Raw genomic sequence first — 15,387 nt, forward strand, 5'->3', positions numbered from 1 at the left:
ATACTTCTGGCTTCCATTCGTATCCTCATTCTTTGGATGATAGGATTTGCAGCAGAAAAAAGGAAACTCCACCTTCATTTTCAGGCAAATACCATTCGTACTCATCGGGTGCTGTCTTTTATCTCGTTAGCCAAACAGCTCATAATTCACGGGTTTCCCCAGTTCAATATAAGAAAATTCAGCCGTATTATTACCTTGTTTCAGTTAGAATTTAATGAAAATTCCCCTTTTAATCACTTAATAAAAGGGGATTGAAAAAAATGAGAGGATCACTCAGCGCTATCGCTGCATCAAGGCTACAGTTTTTTATATATTTAAATCAAGAGATGTACAGGTCTAATAACGTGCCAAATAGGTGAATGTTCTTAACGTTCTATAGTTGAACAGTAAGTGGTTGACTGAAAAAAATAGTAATCCCGTTCCTAATGCAACAAACAGGCTGTAACCAATTATTCCTGTTGTTATGATGACAAGGGCAGCGCGCATCAGTTCAAGAAGTTGAACCTTCTGATTTCCATTGGCTATTTTTCCCAACATGTAGAGGGTCAATAAGACAAATGCTCCCAGAGCCCAGGACAAAGGTGAGTGAATATTAAATATTAAAGACAACCAGGTATATACGATTATTACTATTATCGTATTCAATATCATGTAAAAAGTGGGGGAGGTAGTGTTCTTAGGAGCAACTTTCCTTTTAACAACCAACGCGTTTTCTTTTTCAAGTTGCTTGATAATCCATTCCGGAGGCATAAAAAAAGCCCGTAAGACATTGAATTTGCTCTTGAACCCTTTGCCATAATAAAGAATGTCCTTAATGACTTTGATATTCGCCAGGAAAGGATTCCAGGTATCCAGTGGTTCAGTCACCCCATATTCTACAGGTTCGCCTTCTGGTTCAAAGGTACCAAACAATTTATCCCAGATGATCAGGCTGCCGGCATAATTTTTGTCAATGTACTGAGGATTTCTGCCATGATGCACCCTGTGATGTGAGGGGGTGTTGAATATCTTTTCAAACCAGCCCATTGTGTTGATGGATTGGGTATGAATCCAGAATTGATAAATAGTGTTGATTGACGCAACCAGAACAAACATCCAGGTGGGGAAACCGAGTAAGGCTAAAGGTAAATAAAAGACCCAGGAAGTCAAAGTCTGAAAGTATCCCTGACGCAGGGCAACCGATAAATTATAATGTTCGCTTTGATGATGTACGGAATGGCCAATCCAGAAAAAACAATTTCTGTGGCTTGCCCGGTGAAACCAGTAATAACAGAAATCAACACCAATCCATAATAAAAACCAGGACAGCACTGAGTCCGGACTGAAAGAAAAAAGAGAGTAATGTTCATACAAATAGTAGTAGCCGAAAATAATGAGGCCACGCATGGGCAGGGCGCCCAGTTCTTCCAGAATACCGCTGCTGAAATTATTCACGGTGTCGTTTAATCGGTATATGGACGTCTTCTTGTACAGCGCGATAAAACATTCAATCCCGATCAGGAGCAGAAACATCGGTGTTGCAAAAAGCAATGGGCTAATTTCCATATATATTTTCCTCTGAGACAGTTCAAAATAACTACCTACCCAAGTTCTATCCAATTTCACTGCTGTTGTAAATGATCATCTTGATATTTAACGTGAATTTTGGATAAGAAAGTTGTTTGAGCCAGTCGTTACTTCGATGCCGTTCGGGCTGAGGAAGCGCGAACGGCATCGAAGTAACGACTGGATAAAAAAAGTTTCTTATCCGAAACTCACGTTATTTAATTGATTTTTCTTTTGAGTTAAAGTAGGTTCACGATTAATCGCGGTGGGGGAGTTGATGAGCAAAGAGCAGGGGAATCAAATAGTCAGCCCACTGCTGATTTTTGTCATATTAATGCTGATGGCATTAATGCAAATGACTACGGATCAGTATGTCCCATCTTTACCTGCCATTACTCAGTTTTTCCATAGTAATGAATCCACACTGCAATTAACCCTGTCCTTTTTTATGCTGGGTTTAAGTCTGTCTCATATTTTTTATGGGCCTCTTTCTGATCGCATAGGCCGAAAACCACCGCTTATGCTTGGTGTGGGTTTAAGCATTATTGGCAGTCTGTGTTGTTATATAGCACCTTCTGTAAACTGGTTGATTTTGGGAAGGTTCTTGCAGGGATTTGGCATTGGCTGTTGTAATTCAGTCGGACGTTCTCTGGTTCGTGATTTATTTTCTGACAGAATGTTGGCCAAGATAGGTTCTTATGTTGGGGTAGTCAGTATTTTTATCATGGCCGCATCACCTACTTTAGGAGGTTATATTCAGGAGCAGGCAGGATGGCGGGCTAATTTTTTATTTTTGATTGTCTTTGGCGTTCTGATTTGGTTGATGACACTTTTGGTGCTTCCTGAAACCAACAAACATTTAAATCCTGATGCGACTAAATTTAAAGTAATGGGAAGCAATTATGCTGTTTTGTTGCGTAGTAAAGTATTTTTAGGTTATACGCTTTGCGCCTGTTTTGCCTGTGCCGGTTTAGTGGCTTACCTGACCATCGCGCCGTTTTTATTCCAGAATGTTTTGGGTTTAAGCCCCTTGGAATTTGGGCAGCTGACTTTTTTTATTGCCGGAGCAATTTGTTTGAGTGGCATTGTGAACAGCCAGCTGGTGATGCATAAAGGGATTTCCTTTATGGTATTGACCGGTGTGTTACTCATGATTTCTGGTGGTTTGCTCTTGTTCCTTTTGCCTTTTCTGGGAATGTCTCAGGTCTTGGCTATTATGATTCCCGTGTCTTTATTCAGTATGGGGGCAGGTTTTACGTTCATTAATGCCTTTGCAGGTGCTTTTCATCCTTTTCCTCACATGGCGGGGACTGCCGGGGCTTTATATGCCAGCATGCAGGATTTGAGTGCTGCCTTAACCAGTGGGGTTATTGCGGCATGGAAAGGTTATGGGCAGTCTTCATTAGCTTTAATATTATTCATTTTTGGTTTAAGCTCATTGCTGGCATGGTATTATCTGGTAATTCAAGACGAGACTACTTCAATTTAAGAGGAATTTATGAAAATAACTGACAGTGAATTAAAAGGTATTATTTGCAAATTGTCTGGTGCGAAACCGGATGAAATTCATGATGATACTGCTCTTATAGAGGATTTGCAGCTGGATTCTTTGAAAATTGTCGAGTTGCTGGCAATACTGAGTGAAGATCATAATATTCCGGTGAATGAAGAAGACGCGATGAAATTTCATACTTATAAAAATCTGTATGATTTTACGCAACAGTAGGGTTGTGGTTTCTCGTTTTACGCCTCACTAAGGCTACACTTGCTCATCCTCGAATCCGCTCTCTCCAGATCCACGTCGTCCTTAGCGCGTCTTTTTGCGCGAAGGATCTCCAAATATTGTGGCATCATGCCTTTTTCGGGAGATCCTTCGCGCAAAAAGACGCGCTCAGGACGACGTGGATCTGGGAATGATTAAAAGAAATAAAACCAAAAGTTATGCTTGCTCACGGCGCAGCTCGGGCTTCTTGCTCCGGATTTTTGCACAGGAACTGCTTATGAAGCTCATTGCTACTTCGATCCCGGCTGCGAGCAGACCGGGCTACAAGACCCTCCAGCTTCTCAAGTAGGGCGCAGTGCAGAAACATTGTCCCTGCCAGTATAACTGTTCCGCTTCCTCACGGTCGCGGCTCGGTTTTCGTGCTTACGTATCTACTTCATCGTGCATCGGAAACCGAGCCGCGACCGTGAGGAAGCGGAATTTTCTTATAAAAATTTGTATGATTTTACGTACCAGTAGGGTTGTGGAAAATGGCACAGTGCCGTAGCCCGGTCTGCTTGCAGCCGGGATCAATTTTGTACAGGACCAGCAGATTCACGGGATTTCGTAGACCGTATTAGACGTTTAACTCATTGCCACTTCGATCCCGGCTGCGAGCAGACCGGGCTACAGACCGTGCCGGGATTTTGGTTTAGGCTTTCTGCCGCTCTGGCACAATCTCTCGGAAACACCTTGAGCCTCCGCGGGTCTTTTAGGGCGTTGTGCGCAGGGACGCGCACACCGACCGCATGGATGCAGGTTTCCCTAAAAGACCCGCGGAGGCTCAAGGTGTTTCTTGCACAGGACTCCAAATTCTGGGAGTTATCTTGAAGGTTATTACCGCTTCGATCCCGGTTGCAAGCAACCGGGCTACAGATTCTACAGCACTTCAAGCAAGGCGCAGGCTGCGATTCCGCCGCCTCCCGCTGCTACTAAAAGCACTTTATCTTTGGATTTGATTTCAGCCTGTTCTCTTAAATAATCGAGTGCTATTCCCACACTGGAGCCTGAAGTATTTCCTGTTTCTTCCACTGTTTTTACTACCTGATCTTCCGAAAAACCTAATTGCTTGGCCACGGATAAAACCAGATTTTTGTTCCCCTGATGCGGTACCAGCCATTGAATGTCGGCAGGAGTCAGGTTTAATTCTTTGAGGAAATCAATGGCGGTATCAACCATCCCATGCACTGCTTTAACAAAGAGTGCCGTACTTTCCCTAATCGTAATATAAAATTGTTCCGGGTTAGTACACAGGGCCGCAGGCAGTCGTGAACCTCCCGCAGGTGTTGAAACCGTGTCGCTGACTTCCCCATCGGCAAATAAGGCAGAGGCCACAAAACGAAACTCCGCCGCTTCCTGATCTTGCGACACAATACAGGCTGCCGCCGCATCACCAAACAGCACACTGGTGGCGAAATTATTTTTGTTTAAAAATTTGGAGCGGACTTCACTGGCTATAAGCAATACTGAACCGGAGCAGGCCTGAGCAAGTGCAGCACTGTTATGTAAACCAACTACAAACCCCGCGCAGGCAGCACCCACATCAAAAGCACCAGCCTGAACCAGGCCAAGACGATACTGAACCAATGGACTGGTTGGTGGTGAAATATAATCGCCAGAAATAGTGGCGACTATCACCTGAGTGATTTTATTTTTTTCTTGCGGTTTGGCGGTAAACAGTTTTTCAGAAGCAAGAACAGCAAGATCACTGCAAGCCTGCTCGTCACTCACCCAACGTCTGTTCCTGATGCCAGTTGAAAAGCCGACCAGAGCAGGATTTTGAGTGCTTTGCATCCAATCCAGAACATCCTGATTGCTCATTACCTTTTCAGGCAATACCGCATAGGGGCCTTTGAGAAAAATAGCTTTTTCGGCGCGTAATAAATTCATGACGATAACAATCCCTCAGAGCTCATTAAAGGTAAACCACCACTGACCGTGATAATAGAACCAGTCATATACGACGTTTTGGAAAGCAAAGGATCCAGGGCTTCTGCAATCTGAGCCGGTTCTCCCATACAGCCTTGAGGAATAATTTTACCTACTTTTTCCTGATAACTTTCGTTTTCCCAAAAATGTTTGGTTCTGGATGTTTTAATCAAACCAACCCGCACAATATTGGCTAAAATATTTTTGGCACTGTAATCCACCGCCAGATTAAAAAACAACCCTTCCAGAGCTGCCTTGGCGGCACAATAGGCAGGATAACGACTGGTTCCATTCGTGGAGGAAAGGCTCGAAACTAATACCAAACGGCCAAATTTATTAGCCACCATAGCGGGAAGCAGACGATGAATAAGCCAAATGTTGCCATTAACATTGAGATCAATATAACTACGAATTTCAGCATAAGGCAAAGCATGTAATTTACGCAAACGGCTGACACGGTTAAAGGCATTCAGCAGCACGCCGTCAATTGGTTCTGCCAACAGCTTCTCCAAATCCGCTTCACAGGCTTCGGGTTGGGCAAAATCATATACAAAGCCCTTAACCGGCATCTTTTGCTCTGCATAATGCTGCAAGGTTTTATCCAGACTTTCTGTGCTGGAGGCGGTGATAATGATTTTATCCCCCATGTCTGATCTTCTTTTGGCAATAGCCTGAGCAAGATCAGAAGAGCCGCCGGTAATAAGCAGGTTCATTTTGCCCCCAGATCAATAAGATGCCTTTCTATAGAAGCAACAGAGTCATAATGTTCTTTGACCAGCGGCACCACCGGTATTTTAATTTTGAATTCGCGTTCCAGTTCAATGATTAACAAAGCCATCATTAAACTGTCTAATCCGCCTTGCGCCAGATCCGCCTCTTTGTCTTTGGGGAGGTTAGGAAGCCCTATACGTTCTATGGCATTAAATATTCTATCGCTGAGCATGGTGTGATTCCTTATGAACAATGGCATTGCTGTTAGCAAGCAAGGTTTTCCTGTCCAGTTTGCCGTTGTGGTTGCGGGGTAAGTGAGGCAACAAACGCACTGTAACAGGTAATTTTTTCGGTAATAAATGATTTTGTATCTGTTCTGTTAATTGTGGTTCCGTCATCCCTTGAGGCAAAGAACCTGTTTCAAAGCAGGCTACCAGACGAACACCATACAAATCATCCGCCAAGGGTAAAATAATCACTTCTTTAATCCCTTCCATTTGGCAGATTTTTTCTTCTATTTCAGTCAGATTTACTTTTTCTCCACCTATATTCACCAGATTATCACGGCGTCCCTTTATGGCAATGAGCCCATCAGGCAGGATTTCAGCAATGTCACCCGTATGCAGCCAGCCTTGATGTATCTTGGTATTCTGCTCATCACCAAGATACCCCAGCATCATTTGACTGCCACGAATTAACAGCTCGTCCTCTGCGGACAATTGCACCTGCCAGTCGCCCACAGGGTATCCTGCGTATTGTTCCATAAATAAAGAGTTGTCGCTGGAATAAGTGAGCACTCTGGGCGAGGCTTCGGTCAGGCCGTAATTGTTATAAATGATGGCATTGGGAAAGGTGCGTTTTAAATCCATGCGTTGGGGTACTGGCAGTGGCGCTCCAGCAGAAACAACTGCTTTTATTAAGCCTGCGCCTTCAGGATATAATGCAGCCATTTTACTAATGGGAACCCAATGCGAGGGAACACCGCTCCACATTTGAGGGACCTGAGCGGTCTCCAAAAGAGATTTTATCTCGGTAAATTGAGCAATGAGGCGGGTTGTTATCCCCGTCATTAAACCTGGCAACAATTGTCCTAACAAACCAAAAGAATAAGACAAGGGTAAAAACAGCAACTGATCCTGTATGCTGTCAAAACGCAGAGCTTTAATTACCGCCAGACAATTCGATTTTATATTTCTGGCTGATAACTGAACGGCTTTAACGTGTCCGGTGGTGCCTGAAGTAAAGAGGATTAAAGCTAATTCCGCATGCGGTTTAACCGCACTATTTTCATGAAATTGCTCCAAATCTCCGTTTGCATCTACAGTCATTGCCCTGCCTAAAAGAGCGATTCTTGCCTGTTGTTCTTCCTCCGATAAAGTATTGGAAAAAAGCGCTACAGGCTGGCTGATTTGCATGGCAGCAAGAAATTGGGTAATAAAGCCAATCTCTGGTTCTGCTTTCAGGATCAGTATGGCCTTGGGGAGCTTTTTAAAACGCTCTGCCATGGCTGCCGTTTCTTTCTGCAAATCTGCAAAAGAAAAGCGTTCTTCGCCAATGTGCAGCGCTGTCTTTGCAGCATCTTCTTCCGAAAAAAAGAACATCGTTAATCCTTGACCCTGTTTAATTGCCAGCGTGCGATAACAGGCAAACTGTTATCCAGCAAATGTTTGCGGCAGAAATTTCTGCGCACTTTGCCACTGGTGGTATGAGGCATGGCTCCCACAGGAATAAGCACTATAGTATTAATTTCCAGTTGATGGAGCTGATATGTGCGTTTGAAAATGGCATCAAATAATTCATCTCTCGCCGTAGGGGATAATGAGGGATCTTTGAGTTCGCACATAACGGTCAGCTCGTATTCCTGCCCGGTCTGCACTACGAAAGCAGCACATTTACTGATTAGCGAGCGCATGGGCGAGTGCATCAGGGAATATTCAATGTCCTGAGGATAATGGTTTTTACCGTAAAGGATAATCAAGTCTTTAATGCGGCCACTAATATACAATTCATTGTCGTGCATGAATCCCAAATCGCCGGTTCTCAAGTAAGCCTGTTTTGAATTGTCGCCTTGAATCATGCCGTGGAATGCGTGTTCTGTTTCGTCTTTTAATTCCCAATAGCCCTGAGCTACGCTGTCGCTATGCACCCAGATTTCACCGACCTGATCCGTGTCGCAAGGTTTTAATGTATCCGGATCAACAATTTTAACGGCCTGGACTGGACTACCGCAACTGACTAGTACGTAACTGTCAGGGCTGTTTTCTTCAGCAAAGTGTATCCGATGATCCTGATACTTTTTCTTATCAATAGTCAGGGTTTTGTAATGTGTTCCAGGGATGCCGCTGGTGACAAACAGCGTTGCTTCTGCCAAACCATAACAGGGGTAAAATGCTTCTTTACGAAAGCCATAATCTTTAAAGGCCTCATAAAAATGGTCCATGGTTTCCTGACGAACGGGTTCTGCTGCGTTGGATGCGATTTTCCAGGAGCTTAAATCCAGTCCCTGTTTTTTTTCTTCTTTAATTCGTTTAATGCAGTAATCATAAGCAAAATTGGGGCTGCCGCTAATGGTCACTTTGTATTTGCCAATATTATTGAGCCAGGAAAAAGGACTTTCCAAAAAAGAAAAAGGTGACATTAAAATCACCGGACAACCGGAATAAACAGGAGTTAAAATATAACCAATTAATCCCATGTCATGATGAGGTGGAAGCCAGCTAAACAACACGGTTTCTTCATTAACCTGGAAAGCCACACACATTTTTTCCATGTTATCCAGCAAATTCAGATGACTGATCATAACTCCCTTGGGGTGCATGGTAGAACCTGAAGTGTATTGGATAAAGGCAATATCATGGCCATGAATCTTTGTGGGCTGCCAGTCTTTGTGCCGCTCCAGCGGGATGGATTCCATAGCAAGACAAGGGATTTTGGCAAAAGTAGCTTGTGAGTTTTTATCAATAGCGCAGAATTTAGTGATATGGTCAGCCGTCATTAAGACCAGATTGGGTTGGGAATTCATGACAATACGCTGCGCTTTTTCAACCAGCTTTTCCTGAGCGGGAGGATAAATGGGGACCGCAATGCACTGGGCATAAAGACAGCCTAAAAAAGCCTGAATCAGAGGAAGCCCGGGAGAAAATAGCAGAAGCACACGGTCTCCAGGCTTTGCACCTTGTTCTTTTAAAGTCACGGCTACAGCCCGGGCCTGCTGGTCCATTTCCCTGTAGTTCATGGTGTGTTCGGTTTCTTTATGGAGAAAAGTGCAGATGATTTTTTCAGGGGTAGCTAAAGCCCTCAGGCGGATCACATCGACCAAAGAGGGGCATTTTCTTACTTCTTCTCTCATCATAAATTTCCTTATTTACCATGAAACTGCAGAATTTGGGCAGCATAAGACAGGCCGCCACCCACACTCATCAAGAGGATTTTTCCAGGGCGGTCGAAGATTTTTTCTTCCACAGCCCGGGCCAGAGTATAAACAATAGAGGCTCCACCTATGTTGCCTATGGTGTTAGAGTCCCAAATGACCGTTTTATCCGTTAATTGATTTTCATTTAATAATTGATCGACTAATTTACGGTTTACCTGATGGGGGATGACCCAGGTGATGTCATCCTTTGCCTGTTGGTCAGGCAGCAGATGGTCTATCATTTCAGAATACCGTTCGTGAGCCAGTTCTTTTAATAAGGCTTCATCGCCAACGAGGTGATAACCCACGGTATCCATTTGTTCTTTAGTAGGTGGAAAAACTCCCTGAGTTGTGAACGCTTCAACGTATTTGCCATCTGTTGAAAAAAAGCTTTTTTCAACAGTGAAAGCACCTTCGTCTGATTGTTCAAGAAATAAGGCGGCAGCACCATCTGCCAATCCTATCCATGTTTTTTCATTTTCAGGATCAATCACTTTGGAGAGGGTTTCTGCACAACAAAGCAAGGTATTTCTGTAACCCAAGGCCATGAGCGCATAAGCCAGATGCAGAGTAGACAGAGAGGTAGAGCACCCAGTTTTCAAATCATAGGCGGGGGCATTCAAACCTAATTCGCCTAATACTGCCGCAGCTTGCGAACCAGTAAAACGTTTGTTGGTCGTCGAACCTAAAAGAAAGGACTGGATTCTGGCTGGTTTATGTTGTTCCAGCAATTTTTTTACAGCTCTTACCGCCAGAGATTCTGCTGTTAATTCTCGTGATGCATCTAAAGGTTCCCAGGGTTTATGGCACCAATAGCGAGTATGAAAGTCAAACTCTTCGCCAATTTTTTCGGCAAATTTTTCCAGAAATCCTTGCGATTTATCAGCAGTTCTTGGAAAATTCTTTAAAATATCCAGATTAGAAATTGGGCCGGATTCAGGTAACATTCTGGATGCTGCAGAAATGTCAAAACGTATGTTGGGGTGTAAAATATCCATAATTACCTTAATTTTCAATTGATATTGCTGATCTAATGTCAAAGAAAGTACACTCCTTTATATCAGCAAATCAAGTATTTATTCATCATAGTGGTGAAAAAATTTATGAATTGCTAAGTTTAATATTAGTCTATATTTTATACAATGATGAATTGGCAAGGCGTTTGAATGTCTTGTCAGAGTTGTTGAACTTTTGCCAAGAGAGCAGGAATGTCAGATAAAGCAACGATGAAATGGATAGAAAGCCTGATTGACGAACACAGTTTTCTTCCTTTGGGTTCCGATTATACTGTAGAGAACCAACCCGATTTGCAAATGGGCGGGGAGGTTATTACCGGGCTTGCCAAGGTCAATCAACGGCCTGTAGCGGTCTATGCTCATAATACTTCGGTCAATCGGGGGTATGTAACGCGGCAGGGGGCGATAAAAATAATTCGCCTGATGGATAAGGCAAAAGACTTAAAAATTCCTGTCATTGCCTTTTTAGCTTCTCCCGGAATTTCGCTGGATTTGCTCAGCGGGGATGAATACACCCAAATCATCAGCCGCAATATTTCCCTTTCCGGACAGGTTCCCCAGCTTGGGATCATTGCAGCACCCACTTTGGGGGCGCCCGCTTATTCTGCTGTGTTAATGGACATGACCTTTTTTAATAAACATCGCAGTTATTTGATGGTTACAAGTCCTATGGTAGTGCAACAGGCTATAGGTGAAAAGGTTACTATGAGTGATTTGGGCGGTACTGCTATGCATGCGAATACCACAGGTATTGCTGATTTTGTTGATGACAGCACTGCAGCGCAAATCAATCATGTCAAAACAATGCTGAATTTCCTACCCTCAAACACGCAGGAATTACCACCAGTTCATGTGGTGCATGAGCCTACTCATCCCATGCCGACCATACCTGCCAATCCGCGGGTTCCTTTTAATATTCTTGAGTTGATCCAGGCTATAGTCGATAACTCGGTAGTGCTGCAATACAAGCGTACTTACGGTCAGGCCATGATTTGTGCCTTCGCTCATATTAATGGCCATGCAGTAGGCATTGTTGCGAATCAGAGTATTCGCTTTAGCGGGGCGATTGATTCCGATGCAGCGCAGAAAACGTCTAAATTCATTCGCATTTGTGACGCTTATTCTATTCCCGTTCTCACCCTGATTGATGTTCCCGGATTTATGCCCGGTAAGCGCGAAGAACAAAAAGGATTGTTGCAGCATGGGGCCAGATTATGTGTTGCCATGCAAACCAGAGTGCCTCGTGTGAGTGTGGTTGTGCGCAAATGTTATGGTGCCGCAGCATTTTTAATGATGCAAACCAAATCGCAAAATGGCGATTTGGTCTTGGCTTTGGAAACAGCAAGCCTTGGGGTAATGGGGAAAGAAACCACCAAAAAAGTGCAAACCACGGATGGCAATGAGCAGGAACAAAAAACGGCGCAACCTGCATTGGAAATTGATGAATCACTCGCTGAAGCCTTCACTCTGGGCATCATTGATGAAATTATCAAGCCCATGCAGATTCGTAGCCGCCTGGCGCAGCATTTGGAGTTTTTAGCCCGTAAAATGCAGAACATGCCTGAGGCCCGGCATTCTATTGTTTAGGCTCTGATTGAAAAGGAACTATAATGTCTTCTTCTAATGAAATGGTTCAATTCATGGAATCATTTGAACGTTATCTTGGTAATCCACAATCATCGGATACCCCGCTGAATTTTAAGCATATATTAACTCATGATGAGCAGGAAGAAGTATCCGGAGAACTGATAGCCTTTGTGCAGCAATGGGGGTTTATGGATTATATAATTCCCAGGCATGTGGGTGGCAAAATGGGGTCTTTTGACCAGTTGTATCATTTGAGCAAAATCCTGGCGAGACGAGATACTACCGTTGCCAATACTTTGGGATTGGCCTTATTTGGTGCGCTGCCAACCTGGATTGCAGGTACTTTGGAACAAAAAAAATCTCTGGCAGTATTGTTGCGTAAGGGAGCGATTCTCGCCCTTGCCCTGACAGAAGAAGAGCATGGTTCTGATTTAACTGCTAATGAAATGATGGCTACTCAGGTAGAGGACGGATGGGAGATTTCAGGCCGTAAATGGTGTGTTAATTTTGCAACCAAAGGCGAGGGCGTGACCGTACTTTGCCGCACTCATGAAAAGGGTGGGTTGCTGGGGTTTTCTTTATTTTTTATTGATAAGTCTCTGGTTAAAAATGGCATTACTTATCTGCCTAAAATGCCGACTCTTGGGGTACGAGGTCTGGACATCAGTGGGTTTACTTTTGATAAAGTCCAGGTATCCAGCGAAGCCTTAATCGGCAAAGAAAAGCAAGGTTTGGAAATCACCTACAAAGTATTTCAGATTTCACGGACTCTGTGCGCCTGTCTTTCTGTAGGTGGAGCGGATACGGCCTTGCGCATGGCGCTTTCTTTCAGTCTTGAGCGGCAATTATACGGGAGTCCTGCCTATGTTATTCCAGCAGTAAAACAACGTCTGGGAGAACAGTTTACTCAATTGTTGATTGCTGACTGCATTTCTTTGGTAGTGCTCAGAGCCTGTACGATATTGCCGGATAAAATGAGTTTCTGGTCAGCGATTATCAAGTTTCTTGTTCCTCGCATGTGTGAAGATATTGTAGAGCAATCAGCAATTATTCTAGGGGCGAGGGGATTTTTAAGAACCACTCCATGGGCCATGATGCAAAAAATCAGGCGAGATATTCAGGTAGTGGGTTTATTTGATGGCAGCAGCCAGGTGAATCTTTCCCTGATTGCTGGTAATTTATTACCACAAAGCAGAATGCGTGGTACTCATGTCGTGGATGATGGCAGTTCATTAAAGCAATTGTTCCAGGTGGACAGCACGTGCCCTGAGTTTAAAGAAGATGAAATGGGGATGTTTACCCATAGTGAAGATGATGTGTTTGCAGGGTTAATGCGTTTGCAATGTGACCCCATACAGCATCTCATTACTGCAACGCGCGAAGAAATTATCCGCCTTGATGAACAGGTCAGGCAGTTAAAAGAAGACAAACAGTTTGATCCCAGGGGTTTGGCTGCTTTTCGTCTGGCCGAGCATTATTGCTGGATTTTTGCAGCCTCTTGCTGTTTGCAGTATTGGTATTACAATCAGAATTCGTTACCTGAAGAATTGAAAGATACCACCTGGGTTACTTTAGCGATACAGTTCATTCTGAACAAGCTCAATTCAACGCGGCCTGTAGATGCTGCCTTGCAGGAAACCATGGCGGAGCGCTTGTGCTCCTTTTATAACAACAATAAATTATTTGCCGTTATTTCGGCACAATTAGCGGAGTAGCAGGGATGAATTGGAGAAGGATGTTAATTGCTGCGCTTACCAGAAAAAAATACAAAGCCTTTATTCAGGATACCAAACAGCCAGAGCAGGCACGAGAACGCCTCTGGACTTATGAAATTGCACCCTTCCTGCATAAATCTCCTTATTGGGATTCGATACTGCCTGGTGAAGGCCATTTAGTGCTTAATGAGTTTGATATTACTACTTATGAAGATTACGAAGCGGGTCTGTTAGCTGCCCAACATACACTGACGCAACCTTTTAATGGAGAAGATGTTATTTTCTGGTCTGAAACTTCCGGGACCTCTGGAGTCAGAAAATTTTTCCCCATCACGGCCTCCTTTCAAAAACAGTTTCAGCGCACCATGCCTCCCTTTATTTACAGCCTGACTCAACGCTTTAAAGGTTTGTTTCAGGAAAAACTATTGTATCTGGTGGCGGTGAATGCCGATAAATTTACTCCTGCAGGAACCCCTTCAGGCTGGATCAGCAATTTTAACTACCGTAATTTGCCTCCGTTTATCAAGCGCTTTTATGCCATGCCTGATGAGGTATTTGCTACAACCGAAGTGTTTAACCAATGGGGGCCTTTCTATGCTTTGGCTCATGATTTATGCGGTATTTTTGCAGTGACTCCTATGGTTATTGATGCCTTTTTTGAGCGCTGTGTGAATGGTTTTCAAGAGTATCTTCCTTATTTGGCTGGCGAGAAAAACCTTCCGGAAGGACTGCCGCCGGCCAAGATAAGTGCTCAGCGTCTGGCCTATTTGCAGAATCTGGCAAAGAAGGGCACTGAACTGACTTTTAATACTCTGTGGCCATCCATGGAGCTTTCCTGCTGTTGGACTTCCGGCTTATGTGAATATCCTGCACAGCAGTTGCAAAAGCGGATGGGAAGTGGCATCAGTTTGGTTGATGGGGCTTATTCAGCGACAGAGGGATGGCTGACCGTGCCTCTGGAAAACAATAAACTGGGAGGCACCTTGCATCCTGGTGCTCACATTGTTGAGTTTATTGAAGAGGGTAAGGACATTGATAAAAGTAATCTCTTACAATGCTGGGAACTGGAGCCAGGTAAACATTATGAGGTATTTTTAACTACGGCTATGGGCTTTGTGCGTTATCAGCTGAAAGATGTAGTGAAATGCACCGGATATTTAAATAAAGCACCTCATCTCGAATTTTGTTATAAGACCCAATTGTTAAAATTGGAAAGTTGCGCGGTTACCGGCCAGGAACTGCAAAGCATGTTGCAGGCAGTGGGCTTTGATATGGCGCCACAGTGGTATTTCGCACGCAACAGTTCAGGCAATAAAATTGTTTTGGTCACCGACGACAAGACAGTAATTCCGGCTTCTCTTTTAGCGCAATTACACCAGCAATTAATTCAGGTAAGCCCCACCTACGCCCACAGCGTTGAAACGGGAGAAGTAGAACCTATGGTTTTGTTGCAATTACCAATGAGTGAACTTCTGGGAGATGTGCACGCGCAAACCAAACCGAAATTGATTTCACAACAGGTAATTGCCGAGAGATAAATCCGATTCATAACCCGTATTAGGCGCCAGGGAGGGTTTGTAGCCCGGTCTGCTTGCAGCCGGGATCGCGCAAATACAAATCCCGGCAGGGCTTCAAACTGGCACCATGCCGTATTCAGGAGATCCTTCGCGCAAAAAGACGCGCTCAGGACGACGTAGATTGGGAAGGGGC

At 44.1% G+C, this 15,387-nt stretch carries 12 protein-coding genes and 1 pseudogene; 6 read left to right on the top strand and 7 right to left on the bottom strand.

What is annotated here, in order from left to right; genetic code table 11:
* Window positions 1-255: pseudogene (locus tag B094_RS17490) on the top strand (IS4 family transposase); the annotation flags it as partial.
* 81 nt (window positions 256-336) lie between these two features.
* Here the strand turns inward: B094_RS17490 and B094_RS0108340 are convergent.
* Complete coding sequence (locus B094_RS0108340; protein ID WP_018577350.1) at window positions 337-1,545, bottom strand: sterol desaturase family protein; 1,209 nt, start codon at window positions 1,543-1,545, stop codon at window positions 337-339.
* A gap of 277 nt (window positions 1,546-1,822) precedes the next feature.
* Between B094_RS0108340 and B094_RS0108345 the strand changes: the two genes are divergently transcribed.
* Window positions 1,823-3,034, top strand: a complete 1,212-nt coding sequence (locus B094_RS0108345; RefSeq protein ID WP_018577351.1) for a multidrug effflux MFS transporter — start codon at window positions 1,823-1,825, stop codon at window positions 3,032-3,034.
* Between the two features lie 9 nt (window positions 3,035-3,043).
* Window positions 3,044-3,271, top strand: coding sequence for an acyl carrier protein (locus B094_RS0108350; RefSeq protein ID WP_018577352.1), 228 nt, complete (start codon window positions 3,044-3,046; stop codon window positions 3,269-3,271).
* A gap of 915 nt (window positions 3,272-4,186) precedes the next feature.
* Here B094_RS0108350 and B094_RS0108360 read toward each other — a convergent pair.
* From B094_RS0108360 to B094_RS0108385, 6 genes are read right to left on the bottom strand one after another with little or no spacing between them, the layout of a single operon-like run.
* Window positions 4,187-5,197 (bottom strand): 3-oxoacyl-ACP synthase III family protein, encoded by a 1,011-nt coding sequence (locus B094_RS0108360; protein ID WP_018577354.1) that lies wholly within the window; start codon window positions 5,195-5,197, stop codon window positions 4,187-4,189.
* Entirely contained in the window at window positions 5,194-5,949 is a 756-nt protein-coding gene (locus B094_RS0108365; protein ID WP_018577355.1) for an SDR family NAD(P)-dependent oxidoreductase, read from the bottom strand. Before B094_RS0108365 ends, B094_RS0108360 begins: the two co-directional genes overlap by 4 nt.
* Complete coding sequence (locus B094_RS0108370; RefSeq protein WP_018577356.1) at window positions 5,946-6,179, bottom strand: acyl carrier protein; 234 nt, start codon at window positions 6,177-6,179, stop codon at window positions 5,946-5,948. Before B094_RS0108370 ends, B094_RS0108365 begins: the two co-directional genes overlap by 4 nt.
* Window positions 6,166-7,548, bottom strand: a complete 1,383-nt coding sequence (locus B094_RS0108375; protein ID WP_018577357.1) for a class I adenylate-forming enzyme family protein — start codon at window positions 7,546-7,548, stop codon at window positions 6,166-6,168. Before B094_RS0108375 ends, B094_RS0108370 begins: the two co-directional genes overlap by 14 nt.
* 2 nt (window positions 7,549-7,550) lie before the next feature.
* Window positions 7,551-9,296, bottom strand: a complete 1,746-nt coding sequence (locus B094_RS0108380) for an AMP-binding protein (protein WP_018577358.1) — start codon at window positions 9,294-9,296, stop codon at window positions 7,551-7,553.
* An 11-nt stretch (window positions 9,297-9,307) separates the two neighbouring features.
* The gene (locus B094_RS0108385) at window positions 9,308-10,357 is read right to left on the bottom strand and encodes a 3-oxoacyl-ACP synthase III family protein (RefSeq protein WP_026253953.1); all 1,050 of its coding nucleotides are present in this window, start codon (window positions 10,355-10,357) and stop codon (window positions 9,308-9,310) included.
* Window positions 10,358-10,567: 210 nt separating this feature from the next.
* Here B094_RS0108385 and B094_RS0108395 point away from each other — a divergent pair, with 210 nt between their 5' ends.
* Genes B094_RS0108395 through B094_RS0108405 form a run of 3 tightly spaced genes read left to right on the top strand, consistent with a single transcriptional unit; the run spans window position 10,568 to window position 15,215 of the window.
* Window positions 10,568-11,962 carry a carboxyl transferase domain-containing protein gene (locus tag B094_RS0108395; protein WP_018577361.1) on the top strand — a complete coding sequence of 465 codons (1,395 nt, stop codon included), beginning with the start codon at window positions 10,568-10,570 and terminating at the stop codon, window positions 11,960-11,962.
* 23 nt (window positions 11,963-11,985) lie between these two features.
* Window positions 11,986-13,677, top strand: a complete 1,692-nt coding sequence (locus B094_RS0108400; protein WP_018577362.1) for an acyl-CoA dehydrogenase family protein — start codon at window positions 11,986-11,988, stop codon at window positions 13,675-13,677.
* A 5-nt stretch (window positions 13,678-13,682) separates the two neighbouring features.
* A complete protein-coding gene (locus tag B094_RS0108405) occupies window positions 13,683-15,215 on the top strand; it encodes a GH3 family acyl-acid amido synthetase (RefSeq protein ID WP_026253954.1) in 1,533 nt (510 codons plus the stop codon).
* Window positions 15,216-15,387 lie beyond the last annotated feature (172 nt).

Source organism: Legionella shakespearei DSM 23087, assembly GCF_000373765.1.
Lineage (GTDB): Bacteria > Pseudomonadota > Gammaproteobacteria > Legionellales > Legionellaceae > Legionella > Legionella shakespearei.

Bases quoted from the DNA above. Each gene is read 5' to 3' on its own strand.
- B094_RS0108340 (WP_018577350.1), bottom strand. From the start codon at position 1,545: ATGGAAATTAGCCCATTGCTTTTTGCAACACCGATGTTTCTGCTCCTG.
- B094_RS0108345 (WP_018577351.1), top strand. From the start codon at position 1,823: ATGAGCAAAGAGCAGGGGAATCAAATAGTCAGCCCACTGCTGATTTTT.
- B094_RS0108350 (WP_018577352.1), top strand. From the start codon at position 3,044: ATGAAAATAACTGACAGTGAATTAAAAGGTATTATTTGCAAATTGTCT.
- B094_RS0108360 (WP_018577354.1), bottom strand. From the start codon at position 5,197: ATGAATTTATTACGCGCCGAAAAAGCTATTTTTCTCAAAGGCCCCTAT.
- B094_RS0108365 (WP_018577355.1), bottom strand. From the start codon at position 5,949: ATGAACCTGCTTATTACCGGCGGCTCTTCTGATCTTGCTCAGGCTATT.
- B094_RS0108370 (WP_018577356.1), bottom strand. From the start codon at position 6,179: ATGCTCAGCGATAGAATATTTAATGCCATAGAACGTATAGGGCTTCCT.
- B094_RS0108375 (WP_018577357.1), bottom strand. From the start codon at position 7,548: ATGTTCTTTTTTTCGGAAGAAGATGCTGCAAAGACAGCGCTGCACATT.
- B094_RS0108380 (WP_018577358.1), bottom strand. From the start codon at position 9,296: ATGAGAGAAGAAGTAAGAAAATGCCCCTCTTTGGTCGATGTGATCCGC.
- B094_RS0108385 (WP_026253953.1), bottom strand. From the start codon at position 10,357: ATGGATATTTTACACCCCAACATACGTTTTGACATTTCTGCAGCATCC.
- B094_RS0108395 (WP_018577361.1), top strand. From the start codon at position 10,568: ATGTCAGATAAAGCAACGATGAAATGGATAGAAAGCCTGATTGACGAA.
- B094_RS0108400 (WP_018577362.1), top strand. From the start codon at position 11,986: ATGTCTTCTTCTAATGAAATGGTTCAATTCATGGAATCATTTGAACGT.
- B094_RS0108405 (WP_026253954.1), top strand. From the start codon at position 13,683: ATGAATTGGAGAAGGATGTTAATTGCTGCGCTTACCAGAAAAAAATAC.